Annotated in this window: 14 protein-coding genes; 6 read left to right on the top strand and 8 right to left on the bottom strand. The window is 63.7% G+C overall.

The genetic code is table 11. The annotated features are described in order from the left end of the window. Nucleotides 1-166: 166 nt before the first annotated feature. Complete coding sequence (locus KUW17_RS10160; protein WP_222478614.1) at nucleotides 167-3238, bottom strand: valine--tRNA ligase; 3072 nt, start codon at nucleotides 3236-3238, stop codon at nucleotides 167-169. 329 nt (nucleotides 3239-3567) lie between these two features. Beyond that, a complete protein-coding gene (locus KUW17_RS10165; RefSeq protein WP_222478616.1) occupies nucleotides 3568-4569 on the bottom strand; it encodes a sterol desaturase family protein in 1002 nt (333 codons plus the stop codon). A gap of 136 nt (nucleotides 4570-4705) precedes the next feature. Here KUW17_RS10165 and KUW17_RS10170 point away from each other — a divergent pair, with 136 nt between their 5' ends. Beyond that, nucleotides 4706-5587 (top strand): LysR substrate-binding domain-containing protein, encoded by an 882-nt coding sequence (locus tag KUW17_RS10170; protein WP_222478618.1) that lies wholly within the window; start codon nucleotides 4706-4708, stop codon nucleotides 5585-5587. 3 nt (nucleotides 5588-5590) lie between these two features. On the opposite strand, the gene KUW17_RS10175 is transcribed toward KUW17_RS10170, so the two are convergent. After that, nucleotides 5591-6028 carry an Lrp/AsnC family transcriptional regulator gene (locus tag KUW17_RS10175; protein ID WP_222478620.1) on the bottom strand — a complete coding sequence of 146 codons (438 nt, stop codon included), beginning with the start codon at nucleotides 6026-6028 and terminating at the stop codon, nucleotides 5591-5593. A 105-nt stretch (nucleotides 6029-6133) separates the two neighbouring features. On the opposite strand from KUW17_RS10175, the gene KUW17_RS10180 reads away from it, so the two are divergent. The 3 genes from KUW17_RS10180 to KUW17_RS10190 are packed head-to-tail and all read left to right on the top strand — an operon-like array spanning nucleotide 6134 to nucleotide 10681. After that, nucleotides 6134-7285 (top strand): type III PLP-dependent enzyme, encoded by a 1152-nt coding sequence (locus KUW17_RS10180; RefSeq protein WP_222478622.1) that lies wholly within the window; start codon nucleotides 6134-6136, stop codon nucleotides 7283-7285. Nucleotides 7286-7332: 47 nt separating this feature from the next. Continuing rightward, nucleotides 7333-9630, top strand: a complete 2298-nt coding sequence (locus tag KUW17_RS10185; protein ID WP_222478624.1) for a xanthine dehydrogenase family protein molybdopterin-binding subunit — start codon at nucleotides 7333-7335, stop codon at nucleotides 9628-9630. Continuing rightward, nucleotides 9608-10681 carry a DUF2235 domain-containing protein gene (locus KUW17_RS10190; RefSeq protein WP_222478626.1) on the top strand — a complete coding sequence of 358 codons (1074 nt, stop codon included), beginning with the start codon at nucleotides 9608-9610 and terminating at the stop codon, nucleotides 10679-10681. Before KUW17_RS10185 ends, KUW17_RS10190 begins: the two co-directional genes overlap by 23 nt. A gap of 94 nt (nucleotides 10682-10775) precedes the next feature. On the opposite strand, the gene KUW17_RS10195 is transcribed toward KUW17_RS10190, so the two are convergent. The 3 genes from KUW17_RS10195 to metF form a co-directional block, all read right to left on the bottom strand. Next, the gene (locus KUW17_RS10195) at nucleotides 10776-11294 is read right to left on the bottom strand and encodes a DUF2867 domain-containing protein (RefSeq protein WP_222478628.1); all 519 of its coding nucleotides are present in this window, start codon (nucleotides 11292-11294) and stop codon (nucleotides 10776-10778) included. A gap of 88 nt (nucleotides 11295-11382) precedes the next feature. Further along, a complete protein-coding gene (locus KUW17_RS10200; RefSeq protein ID WP_222478630.1) occupies nucleotides 11383-11868 on the bottom strand; it encodes a PaaI family thioesterase in 486 nt (161 codons plus the stop codon). Between the two features lie 63 nt (nucleotides 11869-11931). Further along, complete coding sequence (gene metF / locus KUW17_RS10205) at nucleotides 11932-12801, bottom strand: methylenetetrahydrofolate reductase [NAD(P)H] (protein WP_222478632.1); 870 nt, start codon at nucleotides 12799-12801, stop codon at nucleotides 11932-11934. A 98-nt stretch (nucleotides 12802-12899) separates the two neighbouring features. On the opposite strand from metF, the gene KUW17_RS10210 reads away from it, so the two are divergent. Further along, nucleotides 12900-13805 (top strand): LysR family transcriptional regulator, encoded by a 906-nt coding sequence (locus KUW17_RS10210; RefSeq protein ID WP_174146643.1) that lies wholly within the window; start codon nucleotides 12900-12902, stop codon nucleotides 13803-13805. A 97-nt stretch (nucleotides 13806-13902) separates the two neighbouring features. On the opposite strand, the gene KUW17_RS10215 is transcribed toward KUW17_RS10210, so the two are convergent. Further along, nucleotides 13903-14922, bottom strand: a complete 1020-nt coding sequence (locus KUW17_RS10215; RefSeq protein WP_222478634.1) for an NADP-dependent oxidoreductase — start codon at nucleotides 14920-14922, stop codon at nucleotides 13903-13905. Between the two features lie 191 nt (nucleotides 14923-15113). Between KUW17_RS10215 and KUW17_RS10220 the strand changes: the two genes are divergently transcribed. Next, complete coding sequence (locus KUW17_RS10220; RefSeq protein WP_065266592.1) at nucleotides 15114-15899, top strand: inositol monophosphatase family protein; 786 nt, start codon at nucleotides 15114-15116, stop codon at nucleotides 15897-15899. A gap of 89 nt (nucleotides 15900-15988) precedes the next feature. On the opposite strand, the gene KUW17_RS10225 is transcribed toward KUW17_RS10220, so the two are convergent. Continuing rightward, on the bottom strand, nucleotides 15989-16366 hold the full coding sequence (locus tag KUW17_RS10225; RefSeq protein ID WP_222478636.1) for a GFA family protein: 378 nt from the start codon (nucleotides 16364-16366) through the stop codon (nucleotides 15989-15991). Nucleotides 16367-16396 lie beyond the last annotated feature (30 nt).

Here is a 16396-nt window from a genome sequence, read left to right on the forward strand (position 1 = left end):
TGTTGTGGTTGCGGGCAGGCTGATACAAAAGCGCGGCAAAGACAATGGGGCGGTTGCCTGGAAATTCCCCGTATGCCGGAAACCTGCATGGTTTCAAAGGGTTGCGCTGGAAATCAGAACGCCCGCCAAGGGGCGGGCGTTTGCAGTTGTTCGGAAACCCTGGAGGTCAGGCAATCTCGGCCAGGCGTGCCAGCGCTTCTTTGACCTTGGCTTCCTCCTCCTCGCGCGCGGCAAGGTTTTCGCGGGCTTCCGCCACAACCTCTTCCGGCGCGGAGGCTGCGAATTTCGGGTTGTTCAGCCGCCCGCGCAATCCGCCCAGCTCCTTGGCGAGTTTGCCGAGGGTTTTTTCCAGGCGGGCCTTTTCGGCGTCCACGTCGATCACATCCGCCAGCGGCAGGCCGAAGGAAGCGCCGGGCGCGGCCACCGAGGCACAGCCCTTGGGGAAGCTTTCCACCTGCTCCAGCGAGGTGATGCGGGCAAGCTTCTGGATCATCGCCTCGTTCTTCTCCCAGGCCGCGCGGGCCTGATCGGAGAACTCGGTCACCACCATCGGGATCTTGGCCCCGGCCGGCACATGCATTTGTGCGCGGGTGGAGCGGATGTTCTCGATCGCGGTGATCACCCAGTTCATCTCGGCATCGGCCTCGGCGTTGACCAACTCGATGCCGTAGGTCGGCCACTCGGCATGCACCAGCATCTTCTCGCGCTTGGCGGTGTTGCCCCACAGCTCCTCGGTGATGAAGGGCATGATCGGGTGCAGCAGGATCATGCACTGATCCAGCACCCAGCCCAGCGTCTGGCGGGTCTCGGCGATCACCGCCTCATCCTCTGAGCCGAACAGCGGTTTCGACAGCTCGATGTACCAGTCGCAGACCTTGCCCCAGACAAAAGCGTAAAGCGCATTGGCCGCGTCGTTGAAACGGTAGGCTTCCAGCGCCGCATCCACCTCAACCCGGACCTTGGCGGTTTCGCCGATGATCCACTGGTTCACCGCGGCCTTGGCGTCGGGGCAGGCGTAGGCAGGCACTTCCGGGTCATAGACGTTGTTGAAATGGGCAAAGTTCACCGCATTCCACAGCTTGGTGCCAAAGTTCCGGTAGCCCTTGAGCCGCTCCATATCCAGCTTCAGCACGCCGCCAAGCGCCGCCATCGCTGCAGAAGAGAAGCGCAGCGCGTCCGCGCCGAATTCCTCGATGATCTCCAGCGGGTCGACCACGTTGCCGGTGGATTTCGACATCTTCTTGCCTTTGGCATCGCGCACGAGGCCATGCAGGTAGACGGTGTCGAAGGGGATGCGCTCCTTGACCGGCAGGCTTTCGTCCAGCACCGCCAGCTGCATCATCATCATCCGGGCGACCCAGAAGAACAGGATGTCCTGACCGGTGACCAGGGTCGAGGTCGGGAAGTACTTCTGCATTTCCGGCGTAACGTCCGGCCAGCCCAGGGTGCCGATCGGCCAGAGGCCGGAGGAGAACCAGGTGTCCAGAACGTCGGGGTCGCGGAACATCGGCACCTGCATCGGGCCGTCGAAGCTGCGGATGGCGCCTTCGTCCTGCACATCCATCAGCTTGACCTGTTCGGCCAGAATCTTCGCCGCCTCATGCTGGTCGGCGACGATGCGGAATTCGGTGCCTTCGACGGACTGAAGCCGCGCCTTTTCCAGCGCTTCTTCCTCGGTTGCGGCGCAAATCGGGTACCAGTCCTCTTCACCGGGGATGTACCAGACCGGGATCTGATGACCCCACCACAGCTGGCGAGAGATGCACCAGGGCTCGATGTTTTCCAGCCAGTGGTAATAGGTCTTCTCGCCCGAATCCGGCAGGATCTTCACATCGCCGTTCTTCACTGCATCCAGCGCCGGGCCGACAACCTTTTCCGCATCCACAAACCACTGGTCGGTCAGCATCGGCTCGATCACCACCTTGGAGCGGTCGCCGAAGGGCTGCATGATCGGCTTGTTCTCGACGTAAGGCTCCTGCACCTCAACGTCTTCGCCGGTCTCCGGATCGGTCTTGGTGACGGTGTGCATTACCGCCAGGCCTTCACTGGTGATCTGCTCGACCACCAGTTTGCGTGCCTCGAACCGGTCCAGCCCGCGCAGGTCGTCCGGCACCAGGTTGATGGCGTCGGCCTCGTTCTCAGACAGGGTTTGCTCGCCCTTGGCCACCGCCATGGCAATGCCTGCGGCCTCGTCATAAGGCGCGCCGTCGGCCCGCATTTGGCCGCGCATATCCATCAGGCGGTACATCGGGATGCCGCCGCGCTTGGCAACCTGATAGTCGTTGAAGTCATGCGCGCCGGTGATCTTCACGGCGCCGGAGCCGAAATCCTTGTCCGGGTACTCATCGGTGATGATCGGGATCAGACGGCGGTGCTCCTTGGGGCCGACCGGGATTTCACACAGCTTGCCCACGATGGGGGCATAGCGTTCATCCGAGGGGTGCACGGCAACCGCGCCGTCGCCCAGCATGGTCTCGGGCCTTGTGGTGGCGATGGAGATATAGTCGCGCTCCTCCTCGAGGATGACGTTGCCGTCTTCGTCCTTCTCCACATAGGTGTAAGTGGCACCGTTCGCGAGCGGGTACTTGAAGTGCCACATGTGGCCCGCAACCTCGATGTTCTCGACCTCAAGGTCGGAAATCGCGGTTTCGAAATGCGGGTCCCAGTTGACCAGCCGCTTGCCGCGGTAGATCAGCCCCTTGTTGTACATCTCAACAAACACCTTGATCACGGCGTCATGGAAGTTGGGGGAGTTCTCGTGGCCGGTGCGGGTGTCGCCCTGGGCGCCTGCCATGGTGAAGGCGGTGCGGGAGAAATCGCAGGAGGCGCCGAGGCGTTTCAGCTGCTCAACAATGGTGCCGCCGGATTTTTCCTTCCATTCCCAGACCTTCTCCAGGAATTTTTCGCGGCCCAGCTCGCGGCGCGACGGCTGCTGGTTCTTTGCCAGCTCGCGCTCCACCACCATTTGCGTTGCGATGCCCGCATGGTCGGTGCCGGGCTGCCACAGTGTGTCAAAGCCCTGCATCCGCTTCCAGCGGATCAGGATGTCCTGAAGCGTGTTGTTGAAGGCATGGCCCATGTGCAGGACGCCTGTCACGTTGGGCGGCGGGATCATGATGCAATAGGTGGAGGCTTCGGGCTTGGCGTTGGCGCCTGCCTTGAAACAGCCGGCCTCTTCCCAGGCCTTGTAAAGGCGGCTCTCGGCTTCGGCCGCGTTGAATGTCTTTTCCATCGCCATGCGCTAGGTCCTGCGTGCGTGTAATTTCGGGTCGCGCTATCCCTTACCGAAAGGGGCGGCAAAGGGAAAGTCCCAGCGGCGCAGCAGCGGGCGGGCAGGTGCGGCGATGCGCCCAGGCGCATTTTTTTGGAACCATGGCCGGACGCTGCGTTTTAACTTCACCATACGCCGCGCAGGTCTGCGGGGCGGATTGAGTTTCAGGCGCCCGGTTCCGGCGCTGCAGTCAAAGACGCCCGGCCCCTGCTGACGCGCATTCCGCGGTATGGGCCGGGCGCACGATTCCAGCTACCGTGCAATCGGGTTGCAGGAAGGCTTTAGCTCGCCCCGTTTCAGCCTGCGCTCCAGATCTTGCGGCGGCGTTCCTTGACCATTTCGTTGCCCTCTTCAGTGCCGTCATGGAAGGTGTTGAACCATTCGTCCCAGGGGGTTTCCCAGGTGCCGTAGTTGCAGTCGAAAAACCTGTGGTGCAGCTGGTGGAAGAAATCGCCGACCAGGAACTTGGCTTTGTTGCCGAGTTTCAGATGCTCGAACCCTGCGTGCGAGGTCGGGGCGCCAATGCCGTGGTGGAACAGCAGGAAGATCGCCAGTACCGGATGCCCCGGCAGCAGGAAGAAAATCATGGTGTCGAACATCAGAAAGAAGCTCTCCACCGGATGCATCGCCAGGCCGGACCAGGGGCCGGTGTTGATGTTGCGGTGATGCCTGGCGTGCACCTTGGTATAAAGCACGCCCACATGCAGCAGCCGGTGCAGCCAGTAGAAGTGAAAGCCCGCCCATACGGGGATGAAGATGGTCATCAGGACGAAGGTGACGGGATTTTCCTCCAGCGTGATCATCGTCACCCAGCCGTTTGCATAGGCGTACAGGATCAGGCTTTCCCAGAAGGTCCAGAAGGTGAGCGCCGGACCGAGGGTCCAGAACATGTTGTCCCAGACCTGGTTCTTGAAGGTGAAGACCTTGGCGCCCTTCATCATCGGGCGCATGTCATAGCGGTATTCGTCTGCTTGGGTCCGGAACTTCCACAGCGCCAGATGCAGCCCGCCGGCCACCACCATCAGGATGCAGAAATTGCGGAGCCAGATTTCAGCCACCCAGTCCCAGCTGAAGGTAGCGATGCGGTCGAGCGGCGGGGTGAAGAAGGTCCAGGTGATGATAGCAAAGACCAGCAAAAGCGCGCGCAGCGCCAAAGGGTTCCAGCTCTGCAGCAGGTATTTGATTGAGGCCAGCGGCTTCATCGGCCAGTCCCAATACGGGGAGGTCTGGATCGGAAGCGCGGGGGTGAAGTTCCAAATCTTGCGCTTGGGGCGCGGCGCGTTGGCGGGACCTGTCATGTCTCGTCTCTCATCTGGCTGGTGGTGCGGCTGTTGCCGCGGGGGCTGTTCGCTGCCATGAACCCTAGGGGAGGGGTGGAAAATCCCAGCACGGTATGTCTTGCCGGTGAGGCTAAGTTTTGCTTAGCCTTGCTGCATGGCGACCCGGATTCCCTCCCTGAACTGGCTACGCGTGTTCGAGGCCGCGGCGCGCACTGAAAGCTTTGCCCGTGCGGCGGCGCAGCTGAACATGTCGGCCGCTGCCGTAAGCCAGCAGGTGAAGGCGCTGGAGACGCAGCTGGGCACGCCGCTGTTTCACCGCCACGCGCACGCGGTGACGCTGACAGAGGCCGGCCGGGCCTATCTGCCCTCGGTCCAGCAGTCGCTTCTGATGCTGGAAACCGCCACCACGGGCCTGTTCGGGGAAAGCCGCGAGCAGCGGCTGTTTGTGCAGTCGGTGCTGCTGTTTGCGCACGGGGTGCTGGCGCGCGGGCTGCCGGAATTCCAGGCCGCGCATCCGCAGGTCAGCCTGGCGCTTAGCACCGGCAATATGGCGGCGGATTTTGCCAACCAGTTTACAGACTTGCAGATCGTTTTCGGCAACCCGTCACTGTTCGGGGCCGAAGGCGACGAACTGCTGCGCGAGGTGCTCTATCCGGTGGCCCCGCCGGAGATGGCGGCGCAAATCCATTCACCGCAGGATCTGTTCCGTTTTCCGCTGATCGAGGTGTCCACTCATCGGGCCAGTTGGGTGCAGCTGTTTGAAAGCCTGCGTCTGTCACACGGTCAGGCACGTTATTTCTTTGCCGACAATTCGCTGATGGCGGCGGAGCTGTCGGCACAGGGGATGGGGATTGCGCTGGCACGCGCGCCGGCTTCGGATGCCGTGGTGAAGGCCAGCGGGCTGGTGCGCTGCCTGCCGGAGGTCGAAGTGCCAGGGCGGGAGGCTTACCATTTGATCTACCCGGACCGGGGCGCCATGCGTCCTGCAGCAAAACTGTTCCGGGACTGGCTGCTGGATTACGTGGCAACCGTTTGAATCTTACTGTCCGGTCCGGTCCAGCTTGGTGGCCAGGTGGATCAGGCTTTCGGAGGAGCGCACGCCGCGGGCCTCGGCGATGCTGTCGATGGTTTCATCCAGCTCAGCCGTGCTTTGCGCCACCACCTGCGCCAGCAGGTCGAACCGGCCGGAGGTCGTGTGCACCACCTCAACACCGGGCAGGCTGCGCAGGCGGGCGAGCACTTCCGGTCCGGAACGCGGCTCGATCGACATCAGCACCGTAGCCTGCAGCGGCGGGCGGGCAGCTGCGGAGGTTTTCAGCGTGTAACCGGTGATTACACCGGTCGCTTCCAGCCGCTCGATCCGAGCCTGAACAGTGGTGCGGGCCAGGCCCAGGTGGCGGGCAAGCTCCGCCACCGGGCGGCGGGCGTTCTCCCGCAGGAGAGTGACAAGGCGCTGATCGGTTTCGTCGGTTTGCATGAATAGCCTGCGATGTGACGGATGTTTTCGTCACTATAGGCGATGTGCCAACCGGAATCGACGAAGAATTCGCGGAAAATATGTAAAACGAATGAGGGTTACCCGATGCAGCAGATTCCCCCGCTATGGCTTTCGCCTGAATCCCACCTGGCCCGCAGCGCGCCGGATCATCCGATCCTGTATTTCTCGCCGCGGGTCCTGCACGAGGTGGCGCGGCGGTTCCGTGAGGGGTTTCCAGGGCTGGTGACATACGCGGTGAAGGCAAACCCCCACCCGGCGGTTCTGTCCAATCTGGTGGCCGCGGGGATCACGGCGTTTGACGTGGCTTCGCCTGCGGAGATGGAGGCGGTGCGCGCGGCCAGCCCCGACGCGGTGATGCACTACAACAACCCGATGCGGTCGGAGGCGGAGATCGCCGCAGGCATCGAGCACGGTGTCGCCAGCTGGTCGGTGGATGAGCTGAGCGAGCTGGAGAAGCTGGACGCAGTGCCGCGCTCCTGTGAAATCGCGGTGCGCTTTGCCCTGCCGGTTGCAGGCGCCGCCTATGACTTCGGCAGCAAGTTCGGCGCTGAACCGGAGGAGGCGGTGGAACTGCTGAAACAGGTCGCCGCCCGCGGCTGGACCCCGGCGCTGTGCTTCCACCCCGGCACCCAGTGCGAGGACGAAAGCGCCTGGGTCGAATATGTCCACGCTGCCAAGCGGATTATTGATCAGGCCGGCGTGCAGATTGCGCGGCTGAACGTCGGCGGCGGCTTTGCCGCCAACCGCGATGGCGTGGCACCGGATCTGGAAAAGGTTTTTGCCGCTATCGGACAGGCGGCGGATGCGGCCTTTGGCGCAGACAAGCCCGAGCTGATTTGCGAACCGGGCCGGGCGATGGTCTCTGAAAGCTTCACCCTGGCGGCGCGCATCAAGGGGATGCGTAAGGCGGGAGAGGTGGTGTTCCTCAACGACGGCATCTATGGCGGGCTGGTCGATATCCGCGACATGGGCCTTCCGGGCCGTGTGGAAGTTGTTGCGGGCGATGGCACCCACCGGGCAGGCGAGCGCAAGCCGCGTGTGGTGTTCGGCCCGACCTGCGACAGCCTGGACCGGCTGCCGGACGGGCTGCCGCTGCCTTGCGATGCGGCGACTGGGGACTATGTTTTGTTCCCGGGGCTTGGCGCCTATTCCTCTGCGATGAGCACGCAGTTCAACGGCTACGGCCTGTCTGACGTGGCGACGGTGATCGAGCTGGCTGGACAGCCCGCCCGCTGACGTTAGTCTCGCCCCCGGAAACCAGCCAGCGCGGACAGGGGGCGAGCATGGACAAATTCGGAAAAAGCCAGCCGGTTAAACGGGTCGAGGACGTGCGCTTCCTGACCGGGCAGGGCAACTACATCGAAGACGCCGCCCCGGCAGGCGCCCTGCGCGCCTGGGTGCTGCGCAGCCCGGTGGCGCACGGGCTGATCACCGCGCTGCATACCGAGGATGCGCTGGAGGCCGAGGGTGTCCACGCGGTGATCACCCTGGCTGAGCTTGAGGCTGCGGGCATCGATGTGTCGATGGACGGCACCACGGTCAAGAACCGCGATGGAAGCAGCGGGGCGTCGCCGGAGCGCCCGATGCTGGCCCGCGACAGGGTCCGCTTTGTGGGGGAGCCGGTTGCTGTTGTCGTTGCCGAGACGCTGGACCAGGCCCGTGACGCGGGCGAGCTGATCGAGCTGGAGATCGACGACCTGCCGGTCAAGCTGGACCTGATGCCCGGCGGCGAGCCGCTGCATGAATGCGTGCCGGACAACCGGGCTTTTGACTGGGGCACGGGGGACGAGGCGGCAACGGCCGAGGCCTTTCGCAGCGCCGCCCATACCGTGGCGCTTCAGGTCGAGGACAACCGGATCATGGTAAGCTCGATGGAGCCGCGCGGCTGTTTTGCCGAATGGCAGGAGGGGCGGCTGCATTTCACCTTCGGCGGCCAGGGGGTCTGGGGCATGAAGACCCAGCTGGCGGCCAAGCTGGGGCTGAATGAAGCCGATATCAGGGTAACGACGCCGGATGTCGGCGGCGGCTTCGGCATGAAGGCAATGCCATACCCCGAGTATTTTGCGGTGGCCCATGCCGCCTCCGTGCTGAGCCGTCCGGTGTTCTGGATGTCGGACCGCAGCGAGGCGATGCTGAGCGACAATGGCGGCCGCGACCTGACCTCGCTGGCAGAACTGGCGTTTGACGAAAACCTGAAGATCACTGCCTACCGGGTCAGCACCCGCTGCAACCTCGGCGCCTACAACTCTCATTTTGCGCAGGCGATTCAGACCCAGCTGTTCAGCCGGGTGCTTGCCGGTGTCTATGACATCCAAACCGCCTGGCTGCAGGTGGAGGGGATCTACACCAACACCACCCAGGTCGATGCCTACCGCGGCGCCGGACGGCCCGAGGCGATCTATGTGCTGGAGCGGGTGATGGACCGCGCCGCCCGCGAGCTGGGCGTCGATCCGCTGGAGCTGAGGCGGCGGAACTTCATCCAGTCTGCAGCGTTTCCCTATGGCACCGTGACCGGGGAGACCTATGACGTGGGCGACTTCGACAAGGTGCTGAGCCGCGCCGCCGAGGAGGCGGACTTGCAGGGATTCGCTGCCCGCCGCGCGGAAAATGGTAAACGCGGCAAGTACCGGGGCGTCGGGGTCTGTTACTATATCGAAAGCATTTTGGGCGATCCTTCAGAAGGCGCGGAAGTGGAGTTTCTGGAGGATGGCCGGGTGAACATCTATGTCGGCACGCAGAGCAACGGGCAGGGGCATGAAACTGTCTATGCCCAGTTCCTGGCCGACCAGAGCGGTATCCCGGCGGACAGCATCCAGGTGATCCAGGGGGACAGCGACCGCATCGCCCAGGGCGGCGGCACCGGCGGCTCGCGCTCCGTCACCACCCAGGCCAATGCCACGCTGGCGGCAGTGGAAACCATGATTGCCGCTTTTACCCCGTTCCTGGCCGAAGAAATGGGGGTAGGGGAAGACGCCGTTGAATTTGACGGCGAAACCTTCCGGGCGCCGGGATCCAACCTGACCCCCACCATGCTGGAAGCGGCAGAGATGGCCTGCGCGCAAGGGCGGCTCGATCTGCAGCGTCACGCGGCGCGGGCCCGGCTGCCGGGCCGCTCGTTTCCGAACGGCGCACATATTGCCGAAATTGTTATCGATCCGGAGACTGGAGAAGCCGACGTGGAGCGCTACACTGTAGTGGACGATTTCGGTAATCTGATCAACCCGATGCTGGCCGAAGGCCAAGTGCATGGCGGGGTGGCGCAGGGGCTGGGACAGGCCATGCTGGAGCGGGTTGTCTACGATCAGGACGGACAGCTGCTCACGGCTTCGTTCATGGACTATGCCTTGCCGCGGGCAAGCGGCGTCCCCATGATTGGGTTTACTTCCGAGCCGGTGCCTTCGACACAGAACCCGATGGGGATGAAGGGCTGCGGCGAGGCGGGCACCGTTGGCGCGCTGGCAGCAGTCGCAAACGCGGTGCAGGACGCGGTCTGGGACCGCGGCGTGCGGCAGGTGGACATGCCATTCACCCCGCTGAGGATTTGGGAAGTGCTTAGAGATGTTTCTGAGGCAGCTGAGTAGAAGGGTTTTAGGGTGGCTTGGGCGGCCGCTGCGCTCGGAGCATTCCGGGGAAACCAAGCTGCGCGGGCCGCAGGCCCATGTGATCATCCTGGATGGCACCATGTCGACGCTGGAAAGGGGCCATGAAACCCACCCCGGCCAGCTGTTCCGCCTGTGCCGGGAAATGAGCGGCCAAGTGTCGGTCTTCTATGAATCCGGCGTGCAATGGAAAGGCTGGGGCAGCGCCCCGGATGTGATGATGGGGCGCGGCATCAACCGGCAGATCCGCCGCGCCTACGGCTACCTTGCCTCCCGTTACCGGCCCGGTGACAGGATCTACCTGTTTGGCTATTCCCGCGGCGCCTATGCGGTGCGGTCCCTGGCGGGGGTGATCGACCGGATCGGCCTGCTGAAACCCGAACATGCCACCGTGCGCCACATCCGCACCGCCTACCGGCACTACCGGCTGAACGGGCGCTCCCAGGCTGGCGCGGCCTTTACCGCCGCCCATTGCCACGAAGAGGTCGAGATCGAAATGGTCGGCGTCTGGGACACGGTGAAGGCGCTGGGCCTGCGCCTGCCGCTGCTGTGGCGCTGGGCGGAACGGCAGCACAATTTCCACAACCACACACTTGGTCCGCACATCAAGAGCGGCTACCACGCATTGGCGCTGGATGAGACGCGCGACGTGTTCAAGCCGGTTCTGTGGGACTGCCCCAAGGGCTGGAACGGGCATGTCGAGCAGGTCTGGTTCCGCGGCGCGCATGGCGATGTGGGCGGCCAGCTGGGCGGGTTTGAAGACGCGCGGCCGCTGGCCAATGTCTCTCTGATCTGGATGCTGGAGAAGGCCGAGGAGCGCGGCCTGCCGCTGCCCAGCGACTGGCGTATGCGCTTTCCGGTGGACCCCAAGGCGCCCTCGGTTGGAACCTGGCAGGGCTGGGCCAAGATCTTCCTGCTGCGCAGCCGCCGCCGGGTCGGGCTGGATGCCAGCGAGCGCCTGCACAGCAGCGTCGATGCCGGCAGGGAGGATACACAGCCCAGCGGGTGGCTGACCATGTTTTCCAAGACGTGAAGATACTTTTTGGGCGGTTGCGCATCGCGGCAGGCAAGAAACTCTCAGTCTGATTTCCGCTGGCGTGGCTCGGCAACGGGCAGAAGCCACGACGCTAGGTCCCGGCCTTCCTCCGCTGCTGCAGTTCCTGCTGCAGCCGTTTCAGCGACTGGGAAACAATCAGCTTATGCGCCGGGCGGACCGGCAGCATGTAGATGCGGCCGAACAGGTTGTGTGTCTTCACCGATGAGGTGATGCTGAGCACGCCGCTGCTACAGGTGACGCAAGTCATCACATCCAGATGCCGGTCCCGCACGGTAAGGGTCAGTACCCTGGCCGACACCGCTTCCACCAGGAAAAAGTCCAGCTTGTCGCCAACTGCCACATCCTTGTGCGGCTGGCCGGAAAAACCACCGATGCGCCTGACCCCGAACAGCGCAGAGATGGCGTCGCGCAGCCGGAAAGCCAGTTTCATGCCGGGCAGCGGCTGGGAATGCATGATGTTCCAGGCCTCAAGCGGCGTGACCTCAACCGGCAGAACCAGCGATTGCGTATCAAGGAAATCCAGCTCATTCGCCGGGGCCAAAACCTGGATGCGGGCAGTGGCGGCGCGGGCCAGACTGTTTGGCGGCATGATCAGCCTTTCTGCAGTTTTTCAGATACTTGCATGAAAGATAGCAGCCAAGCTGCGGCAGGCAAGACCCTGGTGGACAGCAGCGGGATCAGCGCGGGGCGATTTGCATGACAATGCAGGTGGTGGAGCCGGTCGCGTAGAGCTTACCGTCTTCCAAGCCGCGGATTTCGCCATGCGCCACACCGGTGGAACGGCCGACATGGTCAATGCTGCCGGTGCAGTCGATGGTGGTGCCCAGCGGGATCGGCCGCAGGATGTTGATCTTGTATTCCAGCGTTGTGTAGACCGCGCCCAAGGGCACCTTGGTCATCACCGCGCAGGCCATGGCGCTATCCAGAAGCGTGCCGTACCAGCCGCCATGCACGGTGCCCATCGGGTTGCAGACATGGAAATCCGGCGTGCCGCGGAACACCACCTGGCCGTCTTCCACGCTGTGCAGGTGATAGCCGAGCGTCTCGGCAATCGGCGGGCCGGGCAGGCGGCCGTCCAGGATACCCTGCATGAAGTCGAGCCCGGAAATCCGGGTGATCTGATCGATGGTCAGAAGGTCGGCAGGCTGTTTGGCATAGAACATGGCACGCGGGTCCTTGGCGGGAAGTCCCCGTCATTAGAAACCGCGTGCCGGTGTGCGCAATGCTTACGCCACGTTCTGAAGCGACACCTTGGGGGTAACCCCCAGGGCAAAGCAGACGTCGCGGGTCAGCTCCGGCCGGTTCAGCGTGTAGAAGTGCAGCTTGTCCACGCCGCCCTCCAGCAGATCCGAGCACAGTTCGGTGCAGATGGCGGTCGCCAGCAGCTCCTCGCGGCCGTCCCGCAGCGCCTTGTCAAAGGCATGTTCGACCCAATCGGGAATGACGGTGCCGCAGCGCTTGGCAAAATTGCGCGCGCCCTTCCAGTTCTCGATCGGCAGGATGCCGGGCGTCAGCTTGGCTCCGTCAATCCCGGCTTTCTGGCAGGCATCGCGGAAGCGGAAGAAGGTCTCTGCCTCGAAGAAGAACTGGGTCAGCGCTTCATCGGCGCCGGCATCCAGCTTGCGCTTCAGCCATTCAACGTCAGCGGCCTGATCGGCAGCTTCGGGGTGGCGGTCCGGGTAGGCGCCGACCTTGATGCTGAAGTCGCCGCGCGCCTTCAGCCCCTCGATCAGCTCCACCGAATTGGCAAAACCTTCCGGATGCGGGGTGAACTTGCCTTCGCCCTTGGGCGGGTCGCCGCGCAGGGCGACGATCTCGCTCACGCCGGCCTCGGCGAACTGGTCGGCGATTTCCAGCGTTTCCGCCTTGGAGGCGTTCACGCAGGTCAGATGCGCCGCCACATTGAGGCCGGAGGAATTGTGCAGCGTGGCCACCGCATCGCGGGTCAGGCTGCGGGTGGTGCCGCCGGCGCCATAGGTGACGGATACAAAGCGCGGACCCATCGGGGCGAGGACCTGCACGGTGTCCCAAAGCCGGAAGGAGGCTTCGAGATTTTGCGGCGGGAAGAATTCGAAGGAAATCTTGGGCGTCGTCATCTCAGGTCTCTCGCTAGGTTGATGTCCACACTTGTTGCACGCGCAGCAATGTGAGACAATTTCATAATACTCAAGATTAACATGAGCGATCTGATAGAATGCACATCGAATTCCGCCATCTCCGCACCATCAAGGCCATCCATGAGGCCGGCGGTCTGGCCCGCGCTGCCGAGCAGCTGAACATCACCCAAAGCGCGCTGAGCCATCAGGTAAAGGGACTGGAGGACCAGGCAGGCGTGGAGCTGTTCATCCGCCGCTCCAAGCCGATGAAGCTGTCGCCGGCGGGGCTGCGTCTGCTGCGGCTGGCAGAGCAGGTCCTGCCGCAAGTCGAGGCTGCGCAAGCGGAGTTTTCCTCTCTGCGCGACGGCAACACAGGCCGGATGCATATCGCCATCGAATGCCACGCCTGTTTCGAATGGCTGTTCCCGGTGCTGGAGGGGTTCCGCAAGAACTGGGGCGATGTGGACGTGGACATCCGCCCAGGGCTGGCCTTTGACGCGCTGCCCGCGCTGCTGAAGGAGGAGGTGGATCTGGTGGTCTCTTCCGATCCGGAAGACATCAACGGTGTCGATTTCATCGAGCTGTTTGACTACAACGCCGTGTTTGTCGCCTCGGCGCAGCATCCGCTGGCGGAGAAACCCTATGTCGAGGCCGAGGATTTCATCGGCCAGAATCTGATCACTTACCCGGTGGACAAGACCCGGCTGGATGTGTTCAGCCAGCTGCTGATCCCCGCCGGGGTGGAGCCCGCGTCGATCCGGCAGGTGGAGCTGACGGCGGTGATCCTCTTGCTGGTTGCCTCAAACCGCGGGGTTTCTGTGCTGCCGGACTGGGTGGTGCGGGAGGTGAAATACTCCTCCGATTACGTGACCCGGCCGCTGACCAAATCCGGCATCACCCGCAGCCTCTATGCGGCAATCCGGACCGAGGACCGCGAGAAGCCTTTCATGCAGGAGCTGATCCGGCTGGCCAAGGTCGAGGCGCGCAAGCTGCAGCATCAATAGATCCTGCCGCCGGGAGAGGCGCGGAGCGGCCTGCGCCGTTCCGGCGCCGGTGCCCGCTCCGCGCGGTTGCGTGATCCGGCAGGCGCCTGCGCGCGGCTCAGACCAGTTTGACGATCTGTTTGCCGGTATTGCCGCCGTGCATCATCGCCAGGAAGGTCTTGGGGGCGTTTTCCAGACCCTCGGCAATATCCTCCAGATATTTGATATCCCCGCTGGCGATCCTGGGGGCCGTTTCGCGCAGAAAGTCGCCATAGCGGTCGTAGTGGTTGAAGATAATGAAGCCATTGACCGACAGGAACTTGGTCAGCACCGAGCGCCAGATGGCCGGGGCCGTCAGATCCGTCTCGGCGCTGTTGTACCAGGCAATCATGCCGCAGACCGGGATGCGGCCGAAATTGTTCATCAGGGGCAGCACCGCCTCCAGAACCTTGCCGCCGACGTTTTCATAGTAGATGTCGATGCCGTCCGGGCATTCCGCGGCCAGCGCCTTGCTCAGCGCTTCGGCGCTGGCATAGGCGCGGTGGTCAAGGCAGGCGTCAAAGCCGAAGGTCTCCACTGCCAGCTTGCATTTGTCGGCACCGCCCGCGATGCCGACAACGCGCAGGCCCTTCTGCTTGGCCAACTGCCCGACCATGGACCCGACCGGGCCGGTGGCGGCTGCAACCACCAGGGTTTCGCCCGCCTGCGGGCGGCCATAGGCGTCCAAGCCATGCCAGGCGGTAAACCCCGGCATGCCAAGAACGCCAAGCGCGGTGGTGAGCGGGGCCATATCCGGATCCAGCTTGCGCAATTCAGAGGCCTTGGCGCAGGCATGGCTGGCCCAGCCGAACATGCCCAGGGCAAAGTCTCCGGGCTGGAAGCCGGGGCTGTTCGAGGCGATCACTTCCCCGACGCCGCCCGCCGTCATGGTCTCGCCGATCTCCACTGGCGGGGCATAGGATTTGCCCGCGTTCATGCGCCCGCGCATGTAGGGGTCCAGCGACATATAGTGAACCTTTACAACAACTTCTCCTTCGCTGGGCTGGGGCAGGTCCACGGTCTCAAGGCGGAAGTTTTCCTCGCTGGCCTGGCCTTCGGGGCGGCTGGACAGCACGATACGCTGCATCTGGTCGGGCATGGGGCACTCCTTGTTCTGTTTGCACCAAACACTGGGCGCGGCGGCGGCGGATTTCAACCGCCCGCGTGCCCCGCGCCGCGGCGTCAGGCGGGATGTGCAGTTTGCGGCATAACCCCTTGGCATTCGGGGGCAGGGCGCGTATAGGCACGCATTGACCCGGCATCTCCCCGACGTGACAGGATTCTGCAGACATGATTGGCAGCGCAAACCTCAATGTGATGATCAAGGCCGCCCGCAAGGCAGGCCGTTCCCTGGTGAAGGACTTCCGCGAGGTGGAAAACCTGCAGGTCTCGATGAAAGGCGCGGGCGACTTCGTCTCCAAGGCCGACATCGCTGCTGAGAAGATCATCAAGGAAGAGCTGCGCAACGCCCGCCCGACCTACGGCTGGATCGCGGAAGAGGGCGGCGAGATCGAGGGCGAAGACCCCACCCGCCGCTGGATCGTCGACCCGCTGGACGGCACCACCAACTTCCTGCACGGGCTGCCGCACTGGGCGATCTCCATCGCGCTGGAGCACAAGGGCAAGATCGTCGCCGGCGTGGTCTATGACGCCGCCAAGGACGAGATGTTCTTTGCCGAGAAGGGCGCCGGCGCCTGGATGAACGACACCCGCATCCGCGTCTCTGGCCGTCACCGGATGATCGAGTCGATCTTTGCCACCGGCGTGCCGTTCGGCGGCCGCGCCGACCTGCCGCTGACGCTGCAGGACCTGGCCCGCCTGATGCCCGCTTGCGCCGGCGTGCGCCGCTGGGGCTCTGCCGCGCTGGACATGGCCTATGTGGCCGCAGGCCGCTACGAGGGCTTCTGGGAACGCCGCCTGAACGCTTGGGACCTGGCCGCAGGCATCATCATCGTGAAAGAGGCCGGCGGCCTGGCCGAGGCGATCGACCCGGAAGCGGGCATCATCGACAGCGGCTCTGTGGTCTGCTCGAACGAGCCGATCTTCGAGAACTTTGCCAAGGTGATCCGCGGCTGAATTCGCCCGGAACTTTGATCATCGGAAACGCGGCCATTGAGCCGCGTTTTTTTATTTTACGGGCTGCGCTGCCCGGCCTGTCGGCAGGATCACTTATCCGACGGATGGTTCACCCCGTCATTCCACGGGATCTCGCCGTAGGTCTCCGGGTGAGTCCGCGGATTGGCGCCCTCGATACAGCCCAGGTTGACGCCGCATTCCTTGGGATCGGACCGGCGCTGGTGGTGGGTGTAGATGCCGCAGGTCTTGCAGAAGTAGTGCTTCGCCGTATGGGTGCCCCAGGTGTAGAGGCTGAGGTTCTCCGCCCCTATCAGCACCTTCAGACTGGAGGTCAGGGCCGTCACGGCAGCCGCCCCGCGGCGGCGGCAAAAGGAGCAATCGCAGCGCGCGGCAGAGGCGAGGCCCTCGGGAAATTCCGCCTCGATCTCAACGGCGCCGCAGTGGCAGGAGGCTTTCAGGTGGGGCATAGTGGGGATTCTCCTGGCAAAAGGTCTAGC

This window comes from Leisingera aquaemixtae (assembly GCF_019801145.1).
GTDB classification, from domain to species: Bacteria; Pseudomonadota; Alphaproteobacteria; order Rhodobacterales; family Rhodobacteraceae; genus Leisingera; species Leisingera aquaemixtae_A.